Origin of the sequence: Acinetobacter sp. G11 (genome assembly GCF_049808495.1) — a bacterium.
Lineage (GTDB): Bacteria > Pseudomonadota > Gammaproteobacteria > Pseudomonadales > Moraxellaceae > Acinetobacter > Acinetobacter kookii.
On sequence record NZ_JBNCAT010000034.1, the window covers coordinates 1 to 23092 of the forward strand.

At 45.3% G+C, this 23092-nt stretch carries 30 protein-coding genes and 2 pseudogenes; 24 read left to right on the top strand and 8 right to left on the bottom strand.

Features of this window, described 5'->3' with window-relative positions:
* Positions 1 to 138: 138 nt before the first annotated feature.
* Positions 139 to 2718 carry a glycerol-3-phosphate 1-O-acyltransferase PlsB gene (gene plsB / locus ACPUEY_RS11650; protein ID WP_425122197.1) on the bottom strand — a complete coding sequence of 860 codons (2580 nt, stop codon included), beginning with the start codon at positions 2716 to 2718 and terminating at the stop codon, positions 139 to 141.
* A gap of 294 nt (positions 2719 to 3012) precedes the next feature.
* On the opposite strand from plsB, the gene ACPUEY_RS11655 reads away from it, so the two are divergent.
* Both ACPUEY_RS11655 and ACPUEY_RS11660 read left to right on the top strand, forming a co-directional pair.
* Entirely contained in the window at positions 3013 to 3885 is an 873-nt protein-coding gene (locus ACPUEY_RS11655) for an acyl-CoA thioesterase (protein ID WP_092820752.1), read from the top strand.
* Between the two features lie 376 nt (positions 3886 to 4261).
* A complete protein-coding gene (locus ACPUEY_RS11660; RefSeq protein ID WP_261183197.1) occupies positions 4262 to 5497 on the top strand; it encodes a dicarboxylate/amino acid:cation symporter in 1236 nt (411 codons plus the stop codon).
* On the opposite strand, the pseudogene ACPUEY_RS11665 reads toward ACPUEY_RS11660, so the two are convergent.
* From ACPUEY_RS11665 to ACPUEY_RS11695, 7 genes and pseudogenes are all read right to left on the bottom strand, one after another.
* Positions 5494 to 5914 (bottom strand): annotated as a pseudogene (locus ACPUEY_RS11665) (VOC family protein). The gene ACPUEY_RS11660 and the pseudogene ACPUEY_RS11665 overlap by 4 nt on opposite strands.
* Before the next feature lie 123 nt (positions 5915 to 6037).
* Positions 6038 to 6985, bottom strand: a complete 948-nt coding sequence (locus ACPUEY_RS11670; protein WP_261183195.1) for a metal-dependent hydrolase — start codon at positions 6983 to 6985, stop codon at positions 6038 to 6040.
* Between the two features lie 151 nt (positions 6986 to 7136).
* Positions 7137 to 8000 carry a ribosome biogenesis GTP-binding protein YihA/YsxC gene (gene yihA / locus ACPUEY_RS11675; protein WP_092820758.1) on the bottom strand — a complete coding sequence of 288 codons (864 nt, stop codon included), beginning with the start codon at positions 7998 to 8000 and terminating at the stop codon, positions 7137 to 7139.
* Between the two features lie 79 nt (positions 8001 to 8079).
* The gene (locus ACPUEY_RS11680; protein WP_092820760.1) at positions 8080 to 8523 is read right to left on the bottom strand and encodes an RrF2 family transcriptional regulator; all 444 of its coding nucleotides are present in this window, start codon (positions 8521 to 8523) and stop codon (positions 8080 to 8082) included.
* A gap of 88 nt (positions 8524 to 8611) precedes the next feature.
* Positions 8612 to 9820, bottom strand: a complete 1209-nt coding sequence (hmpA, locus tag ACPUEY_RS11685) for an NO-inducible flavohemoprotein (RefSeq protein WP_092820762.1) — start codon at positions 9818 to 9820, stop codon at positions 8612 to 8614.
* Between the two features lie 150 nt (positions 9821 to 9970).
* The gene (locus tag ACPUEY_RS11690) at positions 9971 to 11554 is read right to left on the bottom strand and encodes a helicase HerA-like domain-containing protein (RefSeq protein ID WP_425122198.1); all 1584 of its coding nucleotides are present in this window, start codon (positions 11552 to 11554) and stop codon (positions 9971 to 9973) included.
* Between the two features lie 18 nt (positions 11555 to 11572).
* Positions 11573 to 12775 (bottom strand): PLP-dependent transferase, encoded by a 1203-nt coding sequence (locus ACPUEY_RS11695; RefSeq protein WP_131273036.1) that lies wholly within the window; start codon positions 12773 to 12775, stop codon positions 11573 to 11575.
* A gap of 158 nt (positions 12776 to 12933) precedes the next feature.
* Here ACPUEY_RS11695 and ACPUEY_RS11700 point away from each other — a divergent pair, with 158 nt between their 5' ends.
* The 22 genes and pseudogenes from ACPUEY_RS11700 to rplO all read left to right on the top strand — a co-directional run bounded on the left by ACPUEY_RS11700 (position 12934) and on the right by rplO (position 23077).
* A complete protein-coding gene (locus tag ACPUEY_RS11700) occupies positions 12934 to 13671 on the top strand; it encodes a type 1 glutamine amidotransferase (RefSeq protein WP_092820768.1) in 738 nt (245 codons plus the stop codon).
* 270 nt (positions 13672 to 13941) lie between these two features.
* Positions 13942 to 14253, top strand: a complete 312-nt coding sequence (gene rpsJ / locus ACPUEY_RS11705; RefSeq protein ID WP_000070912.1) for a 30S ribosomal protein S10 — start codon at positions 13942 to 13944, stop codon at positions 14251 to 14253.
* A 60-nt stretch (positions 14254 to 14313) separates the two neighbouring features.
* Complete coding sequence (gene rplC / locus ACPUEY_RS11710) at positions 14314 to 14952, top strand: 50S ribosomal protein L3 (protein WP_092820770.1); 639 nt, start codon at positions 14314 to 14316, stop codon at positions 14950 to 14952.
* 11 nt (positions 14953 to 14963) lie between these two features.
* A complete protein-coding gene (rplD, locus tag ACPUEY_RS11715) occupies positions 14964 to 15566 on the top strand; it encodes a 50S ribosomal protein L4 (RefSeq protein WP_086195774.1) in 603 nt (200 codons plus the stop codon).
* Positions 15563 to 15883, top strand: a complete 321-nt coding sequence (gene rplW, locus ACPUEY_RS11720) for a 50S ribosomal protein L23 (protein WP_004691323.1) — start codon at positions 15563 to 15565, stop codon at positions 15881 to 15883. The genes rplD and rplW overlap by 4 nt, the downstream gene beginning before the upstream one ends.
* 11 nt (positions 15884 to 15894) lie before the next feature.
* Entirely contained in the window at positions 15895 to 16719 is an 825-nt protein-coding gene (gene rplB / locus ACPUEY_RS11725; protein WP_086195772.1) for a 50S ribosomal protein L2, read from the top strand.
* A gap of 19 nt (positions 16720 to 16738) precedes the next feature.
* Entirely contained in the window at positions 16739 to 17014 is a 276-nt protein-coding gene (gene rpsS / locus ACPUEY_RS11730) for a 30S ribosomal protein S19 (RefSeq protein WP_004869548.1), read from the top strand.
* Between the two features lie 9 nt (positions 17015 to 17023).
* A complete protein-coding gene (rplV, locus tag ACPUEY_RS11735; protein ID WP_086195771.1) occupies positions 17024 to 17353 on the top strand; it encodes a 50S ribosomal protein L22 in 330 nt (109 codons plus the stop codon).
* Between the two features lies 1 nt (position 17354).
* Positions 17355 to 18171: pseudogene (rpsC, locus tag ACPUEY_RS11740) on the top strand (30S ribosomal protein S3).
* Positions 18111 to 18524 carry a 50S ribosomal protein L16 gene (rplP, locus tag ACPUEY_RS11745; protein WP_067669331.1) on the top strand — a complete coding sequence of 138 codons (414 nt, stop codon included), beginning with the start codon at positions 18111 to 18113 and terminating at the stop codon, positions 18522 to 18524. The pseudogene rpsC and the gene rplP overlap by 61 nt, the downstream one beginning before the upstream one ends.
* Positions 18524 to 18721 carry a 50S ribosomal protein L29 gene (gene rpmC, locus ACPUEY_RS11750; protein ID WP_004650482.1) on the top strand — a complete coding sequence of 66 codons (198 nt, stop codon included), beginning with the start codon at positions 18524 to 18526 and terminating at the stop codon, positions 18719 to 18721. The genes rplP and rpmC overlap by 1 nt, the downstream gene beginning before the upstream one ends.
* Positions 18718 to 18975, top strand: coding sequence for a 30S ribosomal protein S17 (gene rpsQ, locus ACPUEY_RS11755; protein ID WP_086195769.1), 258 nt, complete (start codon positions 18718 to 18720; stop codon positions 18973 to 18975). Before rpmC ends, rpsQ begins: the two co-directional genes overlap by 4 nt.
* 91 nt (positions 18976 to 19066) lie before the next feature.
* Entirely contained in the window at positions 19067 to 19435 is a 369-nt protein-coding gene (rplN, locus tag ACPUEY_RS11760; RefSeq protein WP_086174455.1) for a 50S ribosomal protein L14, read from the top strand.
* 9 nt (positions 19436 to 19444) lie between these two features.
* Positions 19445 to 19762 carry a 50S ribosomal protein L24 gene (gene rplX, locus ACPUEY_RS11765; protein ID WP_086195768.1) on the top strand — a complete coding sequence of 106 codons (318 nt, stop codon included), beginning with the start codon at positions 19445 to 19447 and terminating at the stop codon, positions 19760 to 19762.
* Between the two features lie 16 nt (positions 19763 to 19778).
* Positions 19779 to 20315: a 50S ribosomal protein L5 gene (gene rplE / locus ACPUEY_RS11770; RefSeq protein ID WP_086195767.1), complete on the top strand. Its 537-nt coding sequence runs from the start codon at positions 19779 to 19781 to the stop codon at positions 20313 to 20315.
* A 9-nt stretch (positions 20316 to 20324) separates the two neighbouring features.
* Positions 20325 to 20630: a 30S ribosomal protein S14 gene (rpsN, locus tag ACPUEY_RS11775; protein WP_425122199.1), complete on the top strand. Its 306-nt coding sequence runs from the start codon at positions 20325 to 20327 to the stop codon at positions 20628 to 20630.
* 12 nt (positions 20631 to 20642) lie between these two features.
* Complete coding sequence (gene rpsH / locus ACPUEY_RS11780) at positions 20643 to 21038, top strand: 30S ribosomal protein S8 (protein WP_053579514.1); 396 nt, start codon at positions 20643 to 20645, stop codon at positions 21036 to 21038.
* A gap of 13 nt (positions 21039 to 21051) precedes the next feature.
* Positions 21052 to 21585, top strand: coding sequence for a 50S ribosomal protein L6 (rplF, locus tag ACPUEY_RS11785; protein ID WP_092820774.1), 534 nt, complete (start codon positions 21052 to 21054; stop codon positions 21583 to 21585).
* A gap of 14 nt (positions 21586 to 21599) precedes the next feature.
* Complete coding sequence (gene rplR, locus ACPUEY_RS11790) at positions 21600 to 21950, top strand: 50S ribosomal protein L18 (RefSeq protein WP_053579516.1); 351 nt, start codon at positions 21600 to 21602, stop codon at positions 21948 to 21950.
* Positions 21951 to 21952: 2 nt separating this feature from the next.
* Positions 21953 to 22450 carry a 30S ribosomal protein S5 gene (gene rpsE, locus ACPUEY_RS11795; protein ID WP_086195763.1) on the top strand — a complete coding sequence of 166 codons (498 nt, stop codon included), beginning with the start codon at positions 21953 to 21955 and terminating at the stop codon, positions 22448 to 22450.
* A gap of 6 nt (positions 22451 to 22456) precedes the next feature.
* On the top strand, positions 22457 to 22633 hold the full coding sequence (rpmD, locus tag ACPUEY_RS11800) for a 50S ribosomal protein L30 (RefSeq protein ID WP_092820776.1): 177 nt from the start codon (positions 22457 to 22459) through the stop codon (positions 22631 to 22633).
* Between the two features lie 3 nt (positions 22634 to 22636).
* Positions 22637 to 23077, top strand: coding sequence for a 50S ribosomal protein L15 (gene rplO, locus ACPUEY_RS11805; RefSeq protein ID WP_086174449.1), 441 nt, complete (start codon positions 22637 to 22639; stop codon positions 23075 to 23077).
* Positions 23078 to 23092 lie beyond the last annotated feature (15 nt).

Consider the following 23092-nt stretch of genomic DNA (forward strand, 5'->3'; position numbering starts at 1 on the left):
AAGGCTGTTATAGCGTTTAATCAGACGCTGATCCAGACCGGAGATGTTAAATTGAAGAGCATGCTCTTCAATTTAACGCAAAGCTCGGGATTTGTGTAGATACCTATGCCTAGAAGGAGAGGGAACGGAGAATGAAGATTATTTCTTCTTCCGTTTCAAACGGCGTTTTGCCTGCTGCGCTGCAACGGCATCCAACGCTTCTTTCAGCTCTTCATCGCTGAAGGTGGTAATGTGCTGAAGCATCTGCAAGGTCACATCATCCAGTACCAGGTTGGCGTACTGCGCCACGTTCTGGAAGTTCTCGTCAAACACAATGGCGTTATCTTCATTGTTGCGGATATAGCCCTGTTGGGTCAGCACTTTAATAAAACTCTGGAACAGCGATTTATCAAAGAATTCTGGCGAGTTGAATTCATATAGGACCGACAGACGCTGACCGACCAGATGACTGAGCTCTTCCACCTGACGGGTGGAGATATTGCCCGAACCACGCTGGGTGATTAAAGCCAGGGTCATGTAGTAACGTTCCAGACTTTGCATCACAGGCGCAGCGAGCACCACCAGCTGGTTGTGATCTTCTGAATTTGGTGCAGGAGAAACCAGGTTGCCCTCGCTATCTTCAGAAATCAGTTTCGCCTGAATCAACGCTTCTGCATAGGCACAGATCTGATCTTTCAGCTCTTCATCTTTTTTCCATTTCAGGAACAGTTCCGCTTTCAGGAATGGATAAAGCGTACGGATGACATTAATCAAATCGCCACGGCGAATCGAACCGTTATGTTCAACCAGCGCAGCAATCAGCGATGGCAACACGAAAGCATGCAGAATGTTGTTACGGAAATAAGTCAGCAATACCGCCTGATTGTCCTCAATGGCAATAATATCGCCCAGGACATGCTTCACGCGTTTAATCAGTTTCAGTTTTAAACCGTAGGCAATAATTTCCTTGCCTGAAAGCGGTGTCACCTGAGTACGTGCATCATAAGGCAATGCAGTCAACAGCTTGCGGTAGGCATCCAGCTGCTTGATGCAGATCTCTTCATCCAGCGTGTGTTTAGGCGTAGCCAATAGAATCAGCGAAAGCAGCGATACCGGATTGATCACCACGGCACGGTTAATGTTTTCCAGAATGGCATGGGCAGCACTGTTCACTGTATCCGAGACTTCTTGCGGAATCGGATCATCATTCTTGGCAATTTTAATGTTTTCCGCACCATGCTTTTTCAGCATGTCATCCAGGAATACCGGCTCACCAAAGTTCACATGCACCTGACCAAAGATACGTTCGATTTTGCGCAGGGTTTTCAAAATGCCCATGATCGATTCGGATTCTTTGTCTTTACCGTTCATTTCGCCGACATAGGTGGCACCTTCCATCAGACGTTCGTAGCCAATATAGGTCGGTACAAACACGATGGGTTTAGAACGGCCACGCAAATGCCCGTGCACGGTCATGGCCAGCATGCCGGTTTTCGGCGGCAGCAAACGCCCGGTACGTGAACGTCCGCCTTCAATAAAGTATTCCAGTGGCGTGTTACGGGACAGAATATTGAAAAGATATTCTTTAAATACAGTGGTATATAAACCATTACCGCGGAAAGTACGACGAATAAAGAAGGCACCGCCACCACGCAATAATTGCCCGACAAAAGGCATGTTCAAGTTATCGCCCGCGGCAATGTAGGGCACCATCATGCCACGTTTATAAATCACATAAGACAGCAATAAGTAGTCGATGTGACTGCGGTGACAGGGGGTATAGATAATCTCGTAGTCTTTGGCCAGTTCACGCACGGTACTGAAATTATGTACCTCTACGCCGTCATAGAGCTGGGTCCATAAACGGGTCAGTGCCATATCGGCAAAACGCACGGCTGAATGCGAATAGTCCGATACAATTTCGTTTAAATAGCCAATGGCACGGCGTTCAGCCTCAATCATGCTGATTTTGCCACGGATGCTTTCCCGGCGGATGGCATCCTGAACATCCGTAGATTTGATCAGTGAATGCATCACGTTACGGCGGTCGGATAGATCCGGACCGAGCACGACTTCACGCTGACCGTCCAGATAGTTGTTCAGTTTATTCAGAATATACGTTGCAGGTGAAAGGTTTGGATGGGTCTGTTTGGCAAATTCGATCAGCTGGCGTAAAGACTGGCCCTGATGGAATTCCAGATAGGATTGACGACCATGCAGACCAATATTCACCAACTGTTTAACGGTACCTGGCGTTGCCCAAGTATCGGTAAACAGCAGTTTCAGCCAGGAGTCTTCTTTGTCTGGTGAACGTCCCCATAATACGGTGACCGGAATCAGTTCAATATCCACCTGGGGATGATGTTCCAGAATGTCGATCAGACGCAATAAGCGCGGCGGAAAGGCATGCGGCGGCGAGTTGAGTAAATTGTTTTCATCATGGTGCTGCAGGAACAGTATGGATGCTTTTTCCTTGTGATCGCCCACCACCAGCGGATCTAATGCCGGTGACAGTTTTAGCCGGCGGGTTTCACCATCGACAATCAGGGCATTACTGCGCGAATAATTTTGTAATACATAACAGACCACTTTTTGTTGAACGGGTTGCTCTGTCTGGGAATTTACTTCTGTAGTTGTCGGTTCAGTAGGAACCTCACCAAGAACATGTGGGGTTACCACCAGGTCAAGCAGCTTACTGGAAAGCTGACGATAGATTTGACCAAAGCCACTCTTGGACATACATACTCCTACTTAAATGACCGAAACCACAGATTTTCTGAGGGGGAAACAGTTTTGCATCATTGTAATTTAAAACAATATGTCATTTTCTGACAAAATGCATTTCGAGTGTTAAATTTTATCGTTAAAAATCGTATTTTTAGCGAATATTCAGCACAAATCGCGTGACAGGCCAGTCAGTTGAACTTTAGGGCTTTCTTTGGGATTTGTGGCAAAATAGCAATTATAGCTTAGCTGATTGATTGAAATTTTTCGCCTAGATTTTAGGTATCCCACATTAAAAACAGGTTGCTTATGAACGCCTTAACCCAAGAACTGGTTGAATTACTGAGCCTTGAAAAAATTGAAGAAAATATTTACCGAGGTCAAAGCCGTAATCTGGTCGGGAAGCGGGTCTTTGGTGGGCAGGTGCTGGGTCAGGCATTACGCGCGGCATCCTATACCACAAATCGTCCTGCGCATTCCTTGCATGCCTATTTTTTATATGGGGGAGATGTCAATGCGCCGATTATTTATGAAGTAGACCGCCTGCGGGATGGCAAGAGTTTTGTCAGTCGTCAGGTGCGTGCCATTCAGCATGGACGCACGATTTTTACCGCCATGATTTCATTTGCCAATCCGGAAGAAGGCTTGAATTACCAGATTTCAGAGCCGGAATATCCTGCGGTTGAAGACCTGAAAAGTGAAGCAGAACTTAAAGCACAGCTGGTCGAATTCGTGCCGGAAAATGTGCGTGCCAGCTTTATGCGTGACCGTCATGTGGAAATTCGTCCGGTGATGCCGGTTAATCCATTTCAGCCTCAGCCTGAAGCGCCATCATACGCTCACTATATCCGAACCCATGGCCAGATTGCCCATAAGGTCGATGAAATTTCTCTGCATCAGGCGATTGCTGCATTCTATTCAGACTTTACTTTAATGACCACGGCTCTGCGCCCACACGGTCTGAGTTATATTTCCCCAAGTCTGCAATGTGCCAGCATTGACCATGCCATGTATTTCCATAAGCCATTCCGTGTCGATGAATGGATGCTCTATGATATGGAGGCGACCGTCAGTGTCAGTTCGCGCGGACTGAATTTCGGCCGCATGTGGCAAAATGGTGAGCTGGTGTGTAGCACAACCCAGGAAGGTTTGATTCGCTTGCGTGAAATTGAAACCCAATAAGGGCTGAACTGTCATAAAAAAACCGGACCTGCTGTCCGGTTTTTTTATGGTCATTTAATGGCAGCGAGGGATGTCCTCGGAAACATCTTTGTGGCAGCCATGGCCTGAATGGGCAACTGCTACGCTTATATTGAGAATGAGTGCGGTCATGAGCATGATTTTTTTCATATGGCTTCTCTTTTAATTATTGGCTGAATGAGTATCTATGCATAAGCAGATTCTATGCCATCAGTTTATTAAAGTATTGTTGATTCAGATAAAGTGAGTTACTGGCTTTGATCTATTTCTGCTGAGCTTGTGACAAAAAAATCCTCGATTCTAAAAATAGGGCATGGCATAGTGCCTGACAGGACTTAATGATAAAAAGCATGTGGTAATGAGCTTAAATACACAAATATTGATTGCTGCGATTTTAGGGGTGGCATTTGGTTTTCTGTTAAATCTGTTTCCCGATACCCGGTTTTTTGATATCAGCCTCTATGGTTTGGGGCTGGCCAGCAGCATTTTTATTGGTTTATTAAAGATGCTGCTCATTCCGCTGATTTTCAGTTCGATCGTGGTTGGGGTTTCAAACTTGCAGGCCGGTGGACAGCTGGGTCGGGTCTGGAAAATCACCCTGCTGTGCTGTGTCACCACCACCACCTTGGCGCTGATTTTGGGATTAAGCTGTGCACACCTGTTTAAGGTGGGGCAGGGCGTGGATATTGTGATGTTTCAGGATGCCATGAACAGCCATCAAACGCCGGACACCTTGACGCCATCTTCCTTCTTTACCAATTTTATTCAAAATACCCTGATTAACCCCTTTAAAGCCTTTGCTGAAGGCAATGTGCTGGCGGTCGTGGTATTTGCCCTGTTTATTGGCGTGGCGCTGGTCAAAGGCGGAGAGAATTTCCGCAGTGTACGCAAGTTAAGCCTGCAATTTTTTGACATCATGATGATGATGATCAGCTGGGTGATGAAGCTGGCCCCACTCGGCATTTTTGCCTTGCTGGCGAAACTGATTTCAACCGAAGACATTTCCGTATTAAGCCGTCTGGCCGAGTTTGCCGCCGTAGTAACCGGAACCACCATTTTTCATGGTGCAGTGGTATTGCCATTGTTGCTATGGATTTTTGGCAAGATGAGTCCAGTCACCTTTTTCAAGGGTACCCGAGCGGCACTGATTACCGCATTTGCCACCAGTTCCAGTTCGGCCACCATGCCACTGTCAATGAAATGCGCACAGGAAAATTTAAAGGTACGTCCACAAACGGCAGGCTTTGTAATTCCCTTGGGCACCCAGCTGAATATGGATGGCACGGCACTGTATGAGGCAGCTGCGGCTTTGTTTATTGCCAACCTGATGGGGCTGGACTTGAGTATCGGTCAGCAGCTGGTGGTCTGTGCAACCGCCATGATTGCCTCCTTAGGTGCGCCGGGTATTCCAAGCGCAGGCATGGTCACCATGATTATGGTGCTGCAATCGGTCGGGTTGCCGGCAGAAGCCATTGCAATCTTGCTGCCGATTGACCGTCTGCTGGATACTGTGCGTACCGTGGTCAATGTTCAGGGCGATATGATGATTAGCGTGGTGGTGGATCGTTATAGCCGTGAACCAGAAGTGTCCTAATCCATTTCCCAGCTGGGATTAAACACGATTTCCCAGACATGGCCATCCGGATCTTGAAAATAACCCGCATACCCCCCCGTAAAAAGTGGCTTGTGCGGGTTTAATGATTTTGGCGCCGGCATGTGCTGCCTGAGCCATGACCTGATCCACTTCCAGCGGACTATAGACATTTTGTCCCAACGTCATTTGAGTGGCACACATTGGCGTCAGCTCCAGTCCGGTATCCTGTTGAATGCTGCTTTGCGGCCATAAAGCCAGTTTCAGACCTGACTGCAGTTCAATAAAGGCCACCGCACCATATTCAAATTCCTGCCCTATAATTCCTTCACAGTGTAAGCCCAAGCCTTCGCGATAAAAATGCAAAGATGCTTCCAGGTCACGCACCCCCAGTGTAATGACTGAAATCCGTGCTTGCATAAAATGATCCTTATTGTTGTTTTCCTCGACTTTTATCTTAAAACAAATAAAAAGCAGGGCATAAAGCCCTGTTGTGGTTAAATTGTATACATGTATTTAATTATCAAATGAATGATAAAAGGATTAGGCCACTTTCAGTTTGGCTGCACGTTTGGCCGCAGGGGAGTGATTCAGGTAAGCAATGGCATCTTCAGTTTTGGCTTCATGCAGCGGATCGTACCAGGGCATCAAATAGCCCAGTTGCTGTGATACCAGCCAGAAGGGGCTGGGCATTAAATTGTTGTCACGTTGGGCAATGGCATACCATTCGTGCCAGATCCACGGCTTGTACACTGCAGGGCGGATAGACTGAAAACGTGGATCCTGCTTGAGCAGATGAGCCGTGCCATCGACCCACAAGCCAATCACTGCCACAATTACAATAATGCTTAAATAATAGCGGGCAATATAACTGCCCCCTAGATGACGATACAAATCAAAGGCGACGGTACGGTGTTCAATTTCTTCTGCGCCGTGCCATTTAATCAGATCCAGCATGGCAGGGTCAGCCCCCAGTTTTTCCCACTCCTGGTTGTACAGGGCATATTTCCCCAGTACGCAAGTCATGTGCTCTACCGTGGCAATAATGCCAAGGCGGAATAAATCCCATTGATGTTCAAGCAATTTAGGTACTTTTACACCCAAAGGCTGATCGGCAAGTAGTTGACTGAACAGGAAATCCATCACATCCAGATTGCGCTGGATATCAATGTTACGCACGGTAAGATATTCTTTGTTGGCCGAGTTATGGGCCTGGGCATGCATGGCTTCCTGACGGATAAAGGCCTGTACATCCTGTTTCAGCTTTTCATCCTGAATTTGCGGCAAAACCTTGTTGTATAAACGACAGAACCAGAATTCGCCGGCAGGCAAAATCATGTTGATTTCATTAATAAAATAGCTGACATAAGGTTGATTTGGAATCCAGTCAATCGGGGTGTCCTGCCACTCGAATTTTACTTTACGCGGATGAATATGATAGGCAATTGATGAGCCGAGTTTGGAGTTTCTTAAACGGGAGAAAAGTTTCATCATGCTGTCCTTATTGTTTTGGCGTGCAGTGCTGCACTTGAGCTCAAGGCCAGTATGAAAAAAATGTCCCGCATTGTGATTAGCAATACGGGACACGGAAATATCAATTGATGATGATTTTTGTCGGACAGTCTAGCTCAATCAGACCCCATCAATCAGCTTGTCGGCTTGCATCGGTGGCATCTTCTGCAATTTCGGTTTCGCACTCTTCCTCTGCAACATCTAAAGATTCGAGTGGTTCATCCAGATCACCAAGGCTCGCTTCAGGAATGCTGTCCAGATCAAATTGTGTGGATTGCTCAAGGGTGAAGTTCAATCGGCCACCCATGACACTGGCCAGCTCTTCCAGGCCTTGCTTGTTAAGTGACGAGAACAACTGAATGGAGAAATCCAGCTTCATCTTTTTCAATGCCGCTTTCACTTCCTGCAAGGCTTTCGATGCCGGTCCACGATTCAGTTTGTCTGATTTGGTCAGCAATACATGTACGAACAATTTACGTGAATAGGCCCATTCCAGCATCATCACGTCAAAATGTTGTAGTGGATGGCGAATATCCATCAGCAATACCAAGCCCTGCAGGCTTTTACGGTGAATCAGGTAATTTTCCAGTTCTTTTTGCCAGACAATTTTCATCGCTTCCGGTACGGCTGCATAACCATAACCTGGCAAATCGACCAGACGCTGTTCTGGATTACCCAGGCTGAAAAAGTTGATCATTTGGGTACGGCCCGGCTTTTTAGAGGCACGTGCCAGCTGCTTCTGGTTGGTTAAGGCATTAATGGCGCTAGATTTACCGGCATTGGAACGTCCGGCAAAAGCAACTTCATAACCGGTGTCTTCAACACACAGGCTCAGCTTTGGCGCACTCATCAAGAATTCGGCTTTACGCAACCAGTTCAACGCGCGAACAGAGTACTCAGTAATGGCAGGATCAACTTTTTTCTCATAGCTGATCTTTTGCTTAGGCGCATGGGCTGTCTTACTGTTTTTGGATTTTCCTCTGCTGTGATGCATAACTCAACTTCAATAAATGATCTACAAGCGAACATTATAAAGGAAGTCGTTCGGTCAAGCGAACTTTGCAAGGCAGGAATTAAAGATTGATCAGCTGGATCGGGGATTGGGTGGTGTACTTTGCCGCAGGAGAGCTATTTAAAACCTGAGCCAGGGTGTATTGGTCCAGACTAAGATAAAACTGTTCGAGTGCCAGATCAAGAATGCCTTTTAGACCGCATTGAGGACGCAGTACGCAAGGAGGGGTATTGCATTCGACAATCTGGTTTTCACCTTGCAGGATCCGCACGATTTGACCGAGGGGCATTTCGAGCGCTTCGGGGTTGAGCGCAATACCGCCGCCTTTGCCACGTGTGGTAATCAGCCAGTTCTGTTTGCCCATAAAGTGCACAATTTTCACCAAATGGTTTTTGGACACATGCAGGTCCTGAGCAATTTCTGCAATGGTATAAGGCATATCTCGCGGTTGGGCGATATAGATTAAAATACGCAAGGCATAGTCAGTGAATTTATTCAGTTGCATGATAATACTGATGTTTTTAAGTAAAAAATTAGGGTTAGTCTAGCATAACCAGACTAACCCTCTCTTTATTTTATGCTGACCCAGCGGGTTAGTGCTTAACGCCACCTGTGCCAAACGCTTCACTGTGAATATTTTCAGCAGGAATGCCGCGAGCAACCAGCGCCTTTTGCTGTTCAGCCATAAATGGCATTGGGCCGCAGAGATAGTAGTCGGCATTGACAGGTAACAATGCGCTATCCATGCTGCTTAAGTCCAGGCGACCGGCAACATCATAATCCTCACCTAATTTATCGCCTGGATGCGGGAATTCATAAGCGGTAAATGTGCTGAGGCGTGGATATTTTGCTTTTAAGTCTTGAATGTGCTGATGCATTGCATGCACTTGTTTGCTACGGCAGGCATGGATGAATGTCACAGGTTGTGGCATATCCAGCGTCACCAGCTGATTCAGCATGGCAATCATTGGAGTCAGGCCTACACCGCCACTGATAAACACATTACGTTTATTTGGGTCAATCAGGTAAAAGTTACCTGTTGGTGCAGAAACTTCAATTTCTGAACCTTCTGGCAGGCTATGTAAAGTATTCGATACCCAACCTGGAACCATGTCACCTTTTTGGTCTTCACGTTTTACCGAGATACGTAAATAATCCGCTTGCGGGCTAGTTGAAAGCGTATATTGACGAGGTTGTTTCAAGCCAAGTTCTTCAACGAAAACACGCACAGAAATATATTGGCCCGCTTCGTATTTCGGCAATGCACCGCCATCGACGGGTTGCAGATAGAAAGACGTGATTTCATCGCTTTCAACTACTTTCTTGGCAATCTTGAAGTTACGCCAACCTAACCAGCTGCCTTTGGTTTGTTGATGCTGATCGTAAATAGCTTTTTCGGTGCTGATGAATAAGTCTGCCAGTTGACCATAGGCTGCTGCCCAGGCGCCAATCAGTGGATCGTCCATTGAAATGCTTAACACTTCACTGATTGAATGGAGCAGGTTTTCACCAACAATATTGTAGTCAGGTGCTTGAATGTTCAGGCTAACGTGTTTATGCGCGATTAACTCAACCACAGGCAACAACACGGAAGGATCTTCAATGTTTTCAGCATAAGCCAATACTGCGCCTGCCAAGGCTTGTGCCTGTGCACCACTGCGCTGATGCCCCATATTAAAAGTTTCTTTTAGATCTGGATTATTGCCCAGCATGCGGTTATAAAAATAACCAGTCAGGGCTACGCCATTTTCGCGAAGTACAGGAACTGTTGCTTTTACTAGGTCAATTTGCTGCGGAGTCATGTTTGATCTCTCATGGCGGTTATTTATAAGATGTATTTAAAATACATTTTATAGAATGCTTTGACAATAGGGAGAATCAACAAAACCATAAAAAAAATATGGAATATAAAAATATCCCATAATTTCTTAATAATTGATCAGATTATTGAATTATCGTTTACCAAATAGTGAACCCAGTAAACCCCGCACGATTTTCTGTCCGGTGTTGCCCCCCAGGCTGCGTGCAGCACTTTTGGCAAAAGTTCCCACAATATCCTGGGTGAGTTTTTCGCGTTGTTTGGCTGCGCGTTCCGCCTCTTTTTGTTGCTCGCGTGCCAAGCGTTCTTGTTCACGTGCTTGCTGTCTGGCCAATACTTCCGCTTCCTTGGCTTGCTGTTTTTCTAAAGCTTCCTTTTCTTTCGCTGCTGCTTTTTCTTGTTCTGCCTGAAGGGCTTGCTGTTGCCGTTCAGCGACTTTGTTTTGCAGCATTTCAAAGGCACTATCACGGTCCAATTGCTTTTCATACACGCCCGCAATTACGCTTTGATTCATACAGGCTTGACGTTCTTGAGCACTAATCGGGCTAAAGGAAGAGTAGGGAGGCATTACCCAGCCGCGCTCGACCATTTGCGGTGTGCCTTGCTCATCCAGACAGCTAATCAGGGCTTCACCGACCCCCAGTTCGGTAATGGCCTGATCCACTTTAAATTCAGGATTGGCGCGGAAAGTATCGGCAGCGGTCTTGACGGCCTTTTGGTCCTTAGGGGTAAAGGCGCGTAGGGCATGCTGCACCCGGTTGCCGAGCTGACCCAGTACGCTTTCAGGTAAATCCAGCGGATTTTGCGTGACAAAGTATATCCCTACACCTTTGGAGCGAATTAATCGTACCACCTGTTCAATTTTTTCCTGTAGCGCCGGACTGGCATTGTCAAACAGCAAATGTGCTTCATCAAAGAAGAACACCAGTTTCGGTTTGTCCAGATCTCCCACTTCAGGCAGCTGTTCAAACAGTTCAGACAGCATCCAGAGCAAAAAGGTGGCGTACAGCTTGGGGGTATTCATCAGTTTATCGGCAGCCAGCACATTGATGTTGCCGCGTCCCTGGCTGTCAGTCTGAATAAAATCCATGATGTCGAGTGCAGGTTCACCAAAGAACTTGTCACCGCCCTGATCGGCCAGTGCCAGTAAATTGCGCTGAATGGCGCCTAAACTTGCGGGAGACAGATTGCCATATTCCGCCTTGAATTCGGCGGCATGTTCACTGACATAAGTCAGCATGGACTTTAAGTCTTTAAAGTCAATCAGCAATAAGCCCTGATCATCGGCAATGCGGAACACTGCTGAAAGTACCTCTTCCTGGGTGTCATTCAAGTTCAGGATTTGTGCCAGTAACAGCGGTCCAATTTCAGAAACTGTGCTGCGAATTGGATGGCCTTGCTCGCCGAACAAATCCCAAAATACTACAGGAGATGCGGCAAAGGGGATTGACTCAATATGCAGGCTTTTGATGCGTTCATCAAACTTTGGATTGCTTTCACCCGCTTTGGCGAGGCTGGAAACATCGCCTTTTGCATCGGCGAGAAATACGGGCACACCAATGCGGGAAAAATTCTCTGCCAATACTTTTAAGGTGACGGTTTTTCCTGTTCCTGTCGCACCGGCAATCAGGCCATGACGGTTGGCAAACTGTGAATGTAAAACAATCTCTTGTTGAGTGTTGGCGGTTTTCTTGGCAATAACGAGTGGTGTACCCATATTTTTTCCTATTTTATTTTATTCATGTTGTCGTGCAGGCAACTGTTTTAATGCGTTTTCTATATCTTGAATTAAATCTGCCGGATGTTCCAGTCCTATGCAAAAACGAACCAGTAAACCTTGTTGTAAATGTGTGTGTTCTAAAACGCGCATATCTTTCAGGTTATACAGCATGGCCAGACTGACCGGTCCGCCCCAGCTAAAGCCCAGCTTAAACAGTTCCAGTGCATCGCAGAATCTACGGATATCTGCCAGGGTATATTCAGGTTTGAAAATCACGCTGACCAGACCTGCACTCTGTGCATCTGTGCAAATTTCTTTCCAATGCAGATGTCCTGCAGATTCTGCATCGGCAGGATGCAGCACTTGGACAAATTCTGGTTGCTGTTTGAGCCAGTGCAGCAGTGTCAGGCAGCTTTCAGACTGGTGTTGATAGCGCACTTGCATTGAAGCCAGACTGCGTTGGATCTGTGCCACATCGTCGCCCGATACGCTAATCCCCTGAATGGCATGCATCCGGAATAACTGGTGATGCAGCTTTTGATCACGGGTCACGACAGAACCCATCAAGATGTCACCGCCACCACTTGGATATTTGGTCAGCGCATGCACGGTCATATCCACTGCCAAATGCTCATCGCTAAAATCAAAGGCATTAAAAGCCAGGCCTGCACCCCAGGTATTGTCGAGTGCTGTCAGGATGTTGTGCGCTTTGGCTTTTTTCACCAGATTGATCAGGTCGGGAAATTCCAGCGTCACGGAACCTGCTGCTTCTAACCAGATGAGTTTGGCTCGATCGGTGGGCTGGAAAGTCTCCGCATCAATCGGGTTATAGACTCTAACGCTAATACCATAACGCGTTTGCAGATTACGCAGATGTTCCATATTTGGCCCATAAATGTTGTCTGCCACCCAGACTTCATCACCCTGAGCAAGAAAACATGAATTCACCAGATTAATGGCGGATAAACCGCTCGGTGCCAGTAAACAATATTCTCCGCCTTCGATCTGGGCAATATTGTCGCCTAACGTAAAAGTTGTAGGCGTGCCGTGGGTGCCATAACTATAGTCATAGTCATCAGTCCAGTGGCGATTAAACAGTGCATCGGTGTTCTCAAAAATAATGGTCGATGCACGAAACAGGGGAGGTTGAACCGTAGAAATATATTGTGGGGCCTTTCGTGGTGCATGAATCAGTGCTGTTTGCGCGTTTTTTTTCAAGGTGTTGCTCTAAGTCGTATCAAAATTAACCTTAGCTTAAGAGAAACACGCGGAATAGGCTATATAAATGCCGAAATGTATAGAAAGGTTAATGCACATATAAAGTTGGCTTCATTCTTGCTAAACCTATAACAAAGCTAGAACAATAGGCGAGGGGTATGAAGTCGCATTTAAAAGTACATTATTTTCAGCATATTGCTGGCGAAGGGTTCGGCAGTTGTTATCCGTTTTTAAAACAGCACCACGCTAAAATTACCGCAACTGAATTTTTCGCTTTACCTGTAGATCGACCGCTCGACATCGAAGCTTTACCGCAAGTGGAAGATGTAGATTTGCTCATCATTATGGGTGGGGCAATGAGTGTGAACGATGAAGCAAATTATCCGTGGTTGAAAGTGGAAAAGCGCTGGATCAGACGTTATCTGTCTATGGGGAAACCTGCGATTGGTCTGTGTTTAGGTGGGCAACTGATCGCCAATGCTTTGGGGGCGGCGGTCAGGCGTAATGAACAGCAGGAGTTAGGTTTGACCGAGGTACGCAAGGTGAAGCATGTACCTGAACAGTGCTTTGAGTTGCCAGAACAATTTAAGGTGATGCAATGGCATAGTGAAACCTTTGAAATCCCGAAAGGTGCTATTCATCTGGCTGAAAATGATGTCTGTCGCAATCAAATGTATCAAATTGGAAAAAATGTCTTGGGATTTCAATTTCATCCTGAAATAACTCCCGAAGTGCTACAACTATTTTTAGAAAATGATGAAGAATTAGAGCATTTTTCCGGTCAATATGTACAAACTGAACGTCAATTAAAAAGTATGCCTAAAAGTGACTTTATTAAAGGAAATCAGATACTAAACCAAGCTATAGAGTACGTTTTACAAAAAACCTCATGCTGACTTATTTTTAAACAAGAGACTCAATAGATAAACGTAAAAAAAAGAGGAAAAAGTTAAAAAGAGATTTGCTTAAGGGTTAAACAATCGCTATAATGGGCGACCCTTTGATGAAAGGGGGTTGGCTACGAATAAAGTAGTTAACATCGTGACAGTCGTGGCATCGATCATGACCTTAGTGATATTTCACTGCTCTTGACACTTGCCCTTATTAAAGTGGGGTGAGATGCGTCAAGAGTGATTCTTTATATATTTGGCTTGGAGTTAACTGGTATGTCTAACCAGAGAATTCGTATCCGTCTTAAGTCTTTTGATCACCGTTTAATTGATCAGTCGGCTCAAGAGATCGTAGAAACAGCAAAACGTACTGGCGCACAAGTTTGTGGTCCAATCCCGATGCCTACTCGCATCGAACGTTTCAACGTTTTAACATCACCACACGTTAACAAAGATGCGCGTGACCAATACGAGATCCGCACTTACAAACGTTTGATCGACATTGTTCAACCTACAGATAAAACTGTTGATGCATTGATGAAGTTAGATCTTGCAGCTGGTGTTGATGTTCAGATCGCTTTGGGTTAAGGCTTTCGGGTTAATTAACACTCTAAGTTAATTAGGCCGCTTTTTTAGAGGTTTATGCACATGGCTATTGGTTTAGTCGGTCGCAAGTGCGGTATGACACGTATCTTTACAGATGCTGGTGTTTCTGTACCTGTAACAGTGATTGAGGTTGATCCTAACCGCATCACTCAAATCAAAACGCTTGAAACTGATGGTTATCAAGCGATTCAAATCACTACTGGTGAACGTCGCGAATCTCGCGTAACTAATGCTCAGAAAGGTCACTTTGCGAAAGCTGGTGTTGCTGCTGGTCGTCTGGTTCAAGAATTCCGCGTTTCAGAAGCTGAGCTTGAAGGTCGTGAAGTTGGCGCTACTATCGGTGTAGATCTGTTTGCAGTTGGTCAAATCGTTGACGTAACTGGTCAGTCTAAAGGTAAAGGTTTCCAAGGTGGTGTTAAGCGTTGGAACTTCCGTACTCAAGACGCTACTCACGGTAACTCTGTTTCTCACCGTGTTCTAGGTTCTACAGGTCAAAACCAGACTCCTGGTCGCGTGTTCAAAGGCAAAAAAATGGCTGGCCATTTAGGTGCTGAACGCGTAACTACACAGGGTCTTGAAATCGTTGCTATCGACGCTGAACGTTCAGTTCTTGTTGTGAAAGGCGCGGTTCCTGGTGCTACTGGTGGCGACGTAACTGTTCGTCCTACGATCAAGGCCTGAGGGGAAATAACGTGAATTTAAATACTGTTTCCGGCTCTGCTGTTGAATTATCAGAAGTTGCGTTCGGTCGTGAATTTAATGAAGCTCTTGTACACCAAGTTGTTACAGCTTACTTAGCTGGTGGTCGTCAAGGTTCTAAAGCTCAAAAATCACGTGCAGACGTTTCTGGCGGTGGTAAAAAACCATTCCGTCAAAAAGGTACTGGCCGCGCTCGTGCTGGTTCTATTCGTAGCCCAATCTGGGTTGGCGGTGGTAAAACTTTTGCTGCTCGTCCACAAGACTGGTCTCAAAAAGTAAACCGTAAAATGTATCGCGGTGCTATGCAATGCATCCTGGCTGAACTTGTTCGTCAAGATCGCTTGGTTTTAGTTGAAGAGTTTGCTGTTGCAGCTCCAAAAACTAAAGAGTTGCTTGCAAAACTTAACGACTTGAATGCTACTCGTGCATTGATCGTTACTGATGCTGTTGATGAGAACTTGTATCTTGCTGCACGTAACATTCCACACGTTGATGTGGTTGATGCTGCTGCAATCGATCCTGTTAGCTTGATCGCGTTCGACAAAGTTGTTATGTCTGTAGCTGCTGCTAAGAAAATTGAGGTAGAACTCGGATGAACAACGAACGTATCTATCAAGTCCTACAAGGACCTGTATTCTCAGAAAAAGCACAAGTTTTAGGTGAAACTGCTGGTGTTCAAGTTTTTAAAGTTGCACTTGATGCAAACAAGCTTGAAATCAAAAAAGCAGTGGAACAACTCTTTGGTGTTCAAGTTGTTAAAGTTAACACAACGATCACTAAAGGTAAGACTAAACGCTTTGGTAAAACATTAGGACGTCGTTCTGATGTTAAAAAAGCATACGTCACCCTGAAAGCTGGCCAAGATGTTGAAATGGCTGACTTGGGCGATACCGCTGAAAGCGCAGCGGAATAAGGACGAGAATTATGCCTATTCAAAAATGTAAGCCAACGTCACCAGGACGTCGCTTTGTAGAGAAAGTCGTTCACGACCATCTTCACAAAGGCGCGCCTTATGCTCCGTTGGTTGAAGCTAAAAAACGTACTGGTGGTCGTAATAACAACGGTCACATTACAACTCGTCACGTTGGTGGTGGTCATAAACAACACTACCGTATCGTTGACTTCAAACGTAACAAAGACGGCATTCCAGCTGTAGTTGAACGTATTGAATACGATCCTAACCGTACAGCGCATATTGCTTTGTTAAAGTATGCTGACGGTGAACGTCGTTACATCATTGCGCCTAAAGGTTTGCGTGCTGGTGATAAAGTACAATCTGGTAACGATGCTCCAATCCGTCCAGGTAACTGCTTGCCACTTCGCAACATGCCTATCGGTTCTACTCTTCACAACATCGAACTTAAAATCGGTAAAGGCGCGCAATTAGCTCGTTCAGCTGGTACTTCTGTTCAGTTGTTGGGTCGTGACGGTTCTTACGCTATCGTTCGTTTACGTTCTGGTGAAATGCGTAAAATTCACGTTGAATGCCGTGCTGTTTTGGGTGAAGTTTCTAACTCAGAAAGCAACCTTCGTTCACTAGGTAAAGCTGGTGCATCACGCTGGCGTGGTGTTCGTCCTACCGTTCGTGGTATGGCGATGAACCCGGTTGACCATCCACACGGTGGTGGTGAAGGGCGTAACAAAGGTATTCAACCTGTAAGCCCATGGGGTCAAAAAGCTAAAGGGTACAAGACACGTACCAACAAGCGTACGACTAAGATGATTATTCGCGACCGTCGCGTTAAGTAACAAGTAAAGGAATCTGACAATGCCTCGTTCTCTGAAAAAAGGCCCATTCGTCGATGCGCACTTGTTCGCTAAGGTTGAAGCGGCTGTAGCGAGTAACTCTCGCAAGCCGATCAAAACTTGGTCGCGTCGTTCGATGATTCTCCCAGATTTTGTTGGTTTAACAATTTCTGTTCATAATGGTCGTAACCATGTTCCAGTGATCGTATCTGAACACATGGTTGGTCATAAACTCGGTGAATTCGCGCCAACTCGTACCTATCGTGGTCACGGTGTTGACAAGAAATCTAAACGTTAAGGTGCGATGATGGAAGTTACTGCTAAATTACGCGGTGCCGCTATCTCGGCACAAAAAGCACGTTTGGTTGCAGATCTGATCCGTGGCAAATCTGTTGCTCACGCTTTAAATATCTTGAACTTCAGCAACAAAAAAGCTGCAGTTTTAGTTAAAAAAGCGTTGGAATCTGCAATTGCAAACGCTGAACATAATAACAGTTTAGATGTAGACGACCTTACAGTATCTACGATTTACGTTGACGAAGGCATCAGCCTTAAACGTATTATGCCACGTGCTAAAGGCCGTGCAGATCGTATTACTAAGCGTACTTGTCACATCACCGTTAAGGTAGGGGTTTGATATGGGTCAGAAGGTTCATCCAATCGGTATCCGCCTAGGTGTTGTGAAACGTCATAACGCTAACTGGTATGCGAATCCGAAACAATACGCTGAATACTTGCTTAAAGATTTGCAAGTTCGTGAGTTTTTAACTAAAAAACTTAAGAACGCAATGGTAAGCAATATTCTTATCGAACGTCCAACAGGCGCTGCTAAAATTACGATTAGCACTGCTCGTCCTGGTATCGTGATCGGTAAAAAAGGCGAAGACATTGAAAAATTACAACGCGAATTAACATCTATTATGGGTGTTCCTGCGCAAGTAAGCATCAACGAAATCGATCGCCCAGACTTAGACGCTCGTTTAGTTGCTGAAGCAATCGCTTCTCAATTAGAGAAACGTGTAATGTTCCGTCGTGCTATGAAGCGTGCGGTTCAAAACACTATGCGTGCTGGTGCTAAAGGTATCAAAGTTGAAGTTTCTGGTCGTTTAGGTGGTGCTGAGATTGCTCGTACTGAGTGGTATCGTGAAGGTCGTGTACCTTTGCATACGCTTCGTGCAGACATCGACTACTCAACTATGCGTGCTGAAACGACTTACGGTACGATTGGTGTTAAAGTTTGGATTTTCCGTGGAGAGATCTTAGGTGGCATGAAACAAGTCATGAACCCTGCTCCTGCTGAAGAACGTCCAGCTAAACGCGGTCGCGGTCGTGGTGAAGGTCAAGAGCGTCGTGGTCGTCGCAATGATCGTTCTGCTGAAAAAGGAGAATAATCCATGTTGCAACCTAAACGTACTAAATTCCGCAAAGTGCAAAAAGGCCGTAACACTGGTCTAGCACACCGTGGTAGCACAGTATCTTTCGGTACTATCGCACTTAAATCTATTGAACGTGGTCAAATGACTGCGCGTCAAATTGAAGCTGCGCGTCGTACAATCAGCCGTCGTATTAAACGTGGTGGTAAGATCTTTATCCGTGTTTTCCCTGACAAGCCAATTACTGAAAAACCATTAGAAGTTCGTATGGGTAAAGGTAAAGGTTCTGTGGAATACTGGGTTTGCCAAATCAAACCAGGTAAAGTCTTGTACGAAATTGATGGTGTTAACGAAGAATTGGCTCGAGAAGCATTTACGCTTGCAGCTGCTAAACTTCCGTTTAAAACCACTATCGTGACTCGGACGGTAATGTAATGAAAACTAAAGATCTACGTGAAAAATCGGTAGAAGAGTTGACAGCTTTGCTTGATGAGCAACAGCTTAACCAATTCCGTCTTCGTATGGCTAAGGCAACTGGTCAATTGGGTAAATCGCACGAAGTTGCACTTACTCGCAAGACTATTGCTCGTATCAAGACACTCCTTACCGAAAAACAGGGGAACGGACAATGAGTGAACAAACAGTTCGCACGTTAACCGGTAAAGTTGTAAGCGACAAAATGGACAAGTCTATTGTTGTGCTTATTGAACGCCGCGTTCAACACCCGTTGTATGGCAAATCAATCCGCCGTTCAACTAAATTACACGCTCATGATGAGAACAATGTTGCTAAAACTGGCGACGTAGTGACCATTAAAGAAAGCCGCCCAATTTCTAAAACTAAGTCTTGGACTTTAGTTGAAGTGATTGAAGCAGCTGCTGAGTAATTAGACGTTCTTGTTGCATCATCGGTCAATTTCGAGTACTCTTTGAGCCTTTCGAAATGTGACCGGTGATGCTCGGTTTTGGAGTAGGGCAATGATTCAAACCGAAAGTATGCTCGACGTAGCAGACAACAGTGGTGCTCGCCGCGTACAATGTATTAAAGTACTTGGTGGTTCACATCGTCGTTATGCTTCTGTTGGCGACATTATTAAAGTTACTGTAAAAGAAGCTATTCCACGCGCACGTGTTAAAAAAGGTGACGTGATGAATGCTGTAGTTGTACGTACAAAATTTGGTGTACGTCGTCCGGATGGTTCTATCATTCGTTTTGATGACAATGCTGCTGTTATTTTGAACAACAACAAAGCGCCGATTGCAACTCGTATTTTCGGACCAGTGACTCGTGAACTTCGTACTGAACAGTTCATGAAAATCATTTCATTGGCTCCTGAAGTTCTATAAGAGGCACTCATGGCTAAGATTAAAAAAGGCGATCAAGTAATCGTGATCGCAGGTAAAGAAAAAGGCAAACAGGGTACTGTATTGTCAGTTTCTAATGACCGCGTTAAGGTTGAAGGCCTTAACTTGGTGAAGAAGCATCAAAAGCCTAACCGAGCTACTGGCGCTGAAGGCGGCATCGTAACTCAAGAAGCTGAGCTTCATATCTCAAACGTGGCAATTTTTAATGCTACAACCCAAAAGGCTGACCGTGTTGGTTACCAAACGATTGAAGGCGTGAAAACTCGCGTTTACAAATCTAATGGTGAATCAGTGGCGGTAGCGAAGTAAAAGGTTGAAATAGGCAATGGCCAGACTTAAAACACGTTACAACGACGTACTTAAAGCTCAGTTACAAGAGCAATTAGGCGTTAAAAATGTGATGGAGATTCCTCGCATCACTAAAATCACCATTAACATGGGTGTTGGTGCAGCATCAGCTGACAAGAAATTGTTAGATGGCGCTCTTTCTGATATGCAAGCGATTGCTGGTCAAAAACCAGTTCTTACACTCGCTCGCAAATCAATCGCTGGTTTCAAAATCCGTGATGGTTGGCCGATTGGTTGTAAAGTTACTTTACGCGGCGAACAAATGTACGAATTCTTAGACCGTTTGATCTCTATCGCGATCCCTCGTATTCGTGACTTCCGCGGTTTTTCTGCGAAATCATTTGATGGTCGTGGTAACTATTCGATGGGTTTGAAGGAACAAATCATGTTCCCTGAAATCGATTTCGATAAGATTGATCGTATTCGTGGTATGGATATTACCATCACTACGACTGCTCGCACCGATGACGAAGGCCGTGCGCTTATGCGTGCATTCGGCTTCCCGTTCAAATAAGAGGTCGATATGGCTAAGAAAGGTATGATTAATCGCGAATTGAAACGCGAAAAAACAGTTGCTAAATTTGCTGTAAAACGTGCTGAATTAAAAGCGACGATTGCAAATGTAAATGCGAGCGACGAAGAACGTTTCGATGCGATGATGAAGTTACAGGCATTACCACGTAATGCGTCTCCAGTACGTCTACGTAACCGTTGTGGTTTAACTGGTCGTCCTCATGGTTACTTCCGTAAGTTCGGTTTAAGCCGTAACAAATTACGTGACACAGTAATGCAAGGTGATGTACCGGGCGTTGTTAAGGCAAGCTGGTAAGGAGCACTATAAATGAGTATGCAAGATACCGTTGCCGACATGTTAACCCGTGTTCGTAACGCACAAATGGCAAAGAAACAAACTGTTTCTATGCCAAATTCTAAGTTGAAGGTTGCAATTGCAAACGTACTTCAACAAGAAGGTTATATTTCAAACGTAGAAGTTGCAGATGCTGAAGGCAAAGCAACTTTAACCATTACGTTAAAATATTTTGAAGGCAAACCAGTTATCGAAACTGTGAAACGTGTAAGCCGTCCAGGTCTACGTCAGTATCGCGGTAAAGATGCACTTCCTAGCGTTAAGCAAGGTTTAGGTATTGCAATTGTTTCTACAAGCAAAGGCATCATGACTGATCGCGCTGCACGTGCTGCGGGCATCGGTGGTGAAGTTATTGCTTTTGTTTCTTAATAGGTGATTCCTCATGTCTCGTGTGGCTAAAGCCCCAGTAACTGTACCTAACGGTGTAACAGTTACTCAGAACGGCCGGCAGGTCGAAGTGAAAGGCAGCAAAGGTACATTGTCTTTCAACCTGCATGCGCTGGTCGAGCTAAAACAGGAAGAAGGTCAACTTCAAATTGCTCCTAAAGCTGAGTCGAAAGACGCTTGGATGCAAGCTGGTACTGCTCGCGCTGTGCTTAACAACCTTGTAAAAGGTGTTAGCGAAGGTTTCGAACGTAAGTTACAACTTATCGGTGTTGGTTATAAAGCTGCGGTTAAAGGTAACGTTGTTAACCTTAACCTTGGTTTCTCTCACCCGATCGATTATACGCTTCCTGAAGGTGTAACTGCTGAAACTCCTACTGCAACTGAAATCATTCTTAAATCAGCTGATAAAGCTGCTTTAGGTCAAGTTGCTGCAGACATCCGTGGTTACCGTCCACCAGAGCCTTATAAAGGTAAAGGTGTTCGTTATTCTGACGAAGTTGTACTTCGTAAAGAAGCTAAGAAGAAATAAGGCGCGAGGTTCTTATGAACGAAAAGAAACAATCCCGTTTGCGTCGTGCGAAAAGCACACGCTTGCACATTCGTGCATTGGGTGCGACTCGCTTGTGTGTAAACCGCACACCGCGTCACATCTATGCTCAAGTTATCTCAGCAGATGGTGGCAAAGTTTTAGCTCAAGCTTCAACTTTAGATGCTACTTTGCGTGCTGGTACAACTGGTAACGTTGATGCAGCGACTAAAGTAGGTGCTTTAATTGCAGAACGTGCTAAAGCAGCTGGCGTTACTAAAGTTGCATTTGACCGTTCTGGTTTCAAATATCATGGTCGTATCAAAGCCTTGGCTGATGCTGCCCGTGAAAACGGCTTGGAGTTCTAATCATGGCTAAAGTTGAACAAAACGAAGGTCTTGTTGAAAAGCTGGTTGCCGTTGATCGTGTAGCCAAAGTTGTTAAGGGTGGTCGTATCTTCTCTTTCACAGCATTAACTGTTGTGGGTGATGGTAATGGTCGCGTAGGTTTTGGGCGTGGTAAAGCACGTGAAGTTCCAGCTGCTATTTCTAAAGCGCTTGAAGCTGCACGTCGTAACATGATTACTGTTGAGCTTGTTAACGGTACTGTACAACACCCTATTAATGCTCGTCACGGTGCAAGCCGCGTTTACATGCAACCTGCTTCTGAAGGTACTGGTGTAATTGCTGGTGGCGCTATGCGTGCAGTTCTAGAAGCTGTTGGTGTACATAACGTATTGACAAAATGCTATGGTTCTACAAATGCTGCTAACGTAGTAAACGCAACTTTCAAAGGTTTGCGTGATATGACTTCTCCTGAGAAAGTCGCTGCGAAACGTGGTTTGTCTGTAGAACAAATTCAAGGGTAATCAATCATGAAAACGATTAAAGTTACCCAGACTAAATCTTCTGCGCACCGCTTGAAAAATCACAAGCTTAGCCTTAAAGGTTTAGGTCTGCGTCGTATCGGTCACACTGTTGAAGTAGTTGATACTCCTTCTAACCGCGGTATGATCAACCAAGTTTACTATATGGTTAGTGTAGAGGAATAAGCCATGACTCTGCGTTTAAATACTATTGCACCTGCAGAAGGTGCTAAGCGTGATAACCTTCGTTTAGGCCGTGGTATCGGTTCTGGCGTTGGTAAGACTGGTGGCCGTGGTGTCAAAGGTCAAAAATCACGTAAGAGCGGTGGCGTACGTCCAGGTTTCGAAGGTGGTCAAACTGCGTTATATCGTCGTTTACCTAAATTCGGCTTCACTAGCCAACTTGCTTTAAAAACTGCTGAAGTACGTTTATCAGAGCTTGCTAAAGTTGAAGGTGATATCATTTCACTTGAAACTTTAAAAGCTGCCAATGTTGTACGTAAAGATATGACTCGTGCTCGTATCGTACTTTCTGGTGATATTACTCGTGCATTCACTGTACAAGGTGTTGCTTTGACTAAAGGCGCTAAAGCTGCTGTAGAAGCTGCTGGCGGTAAAGTCGAGGAGTAATCGCTAGTGTCTATG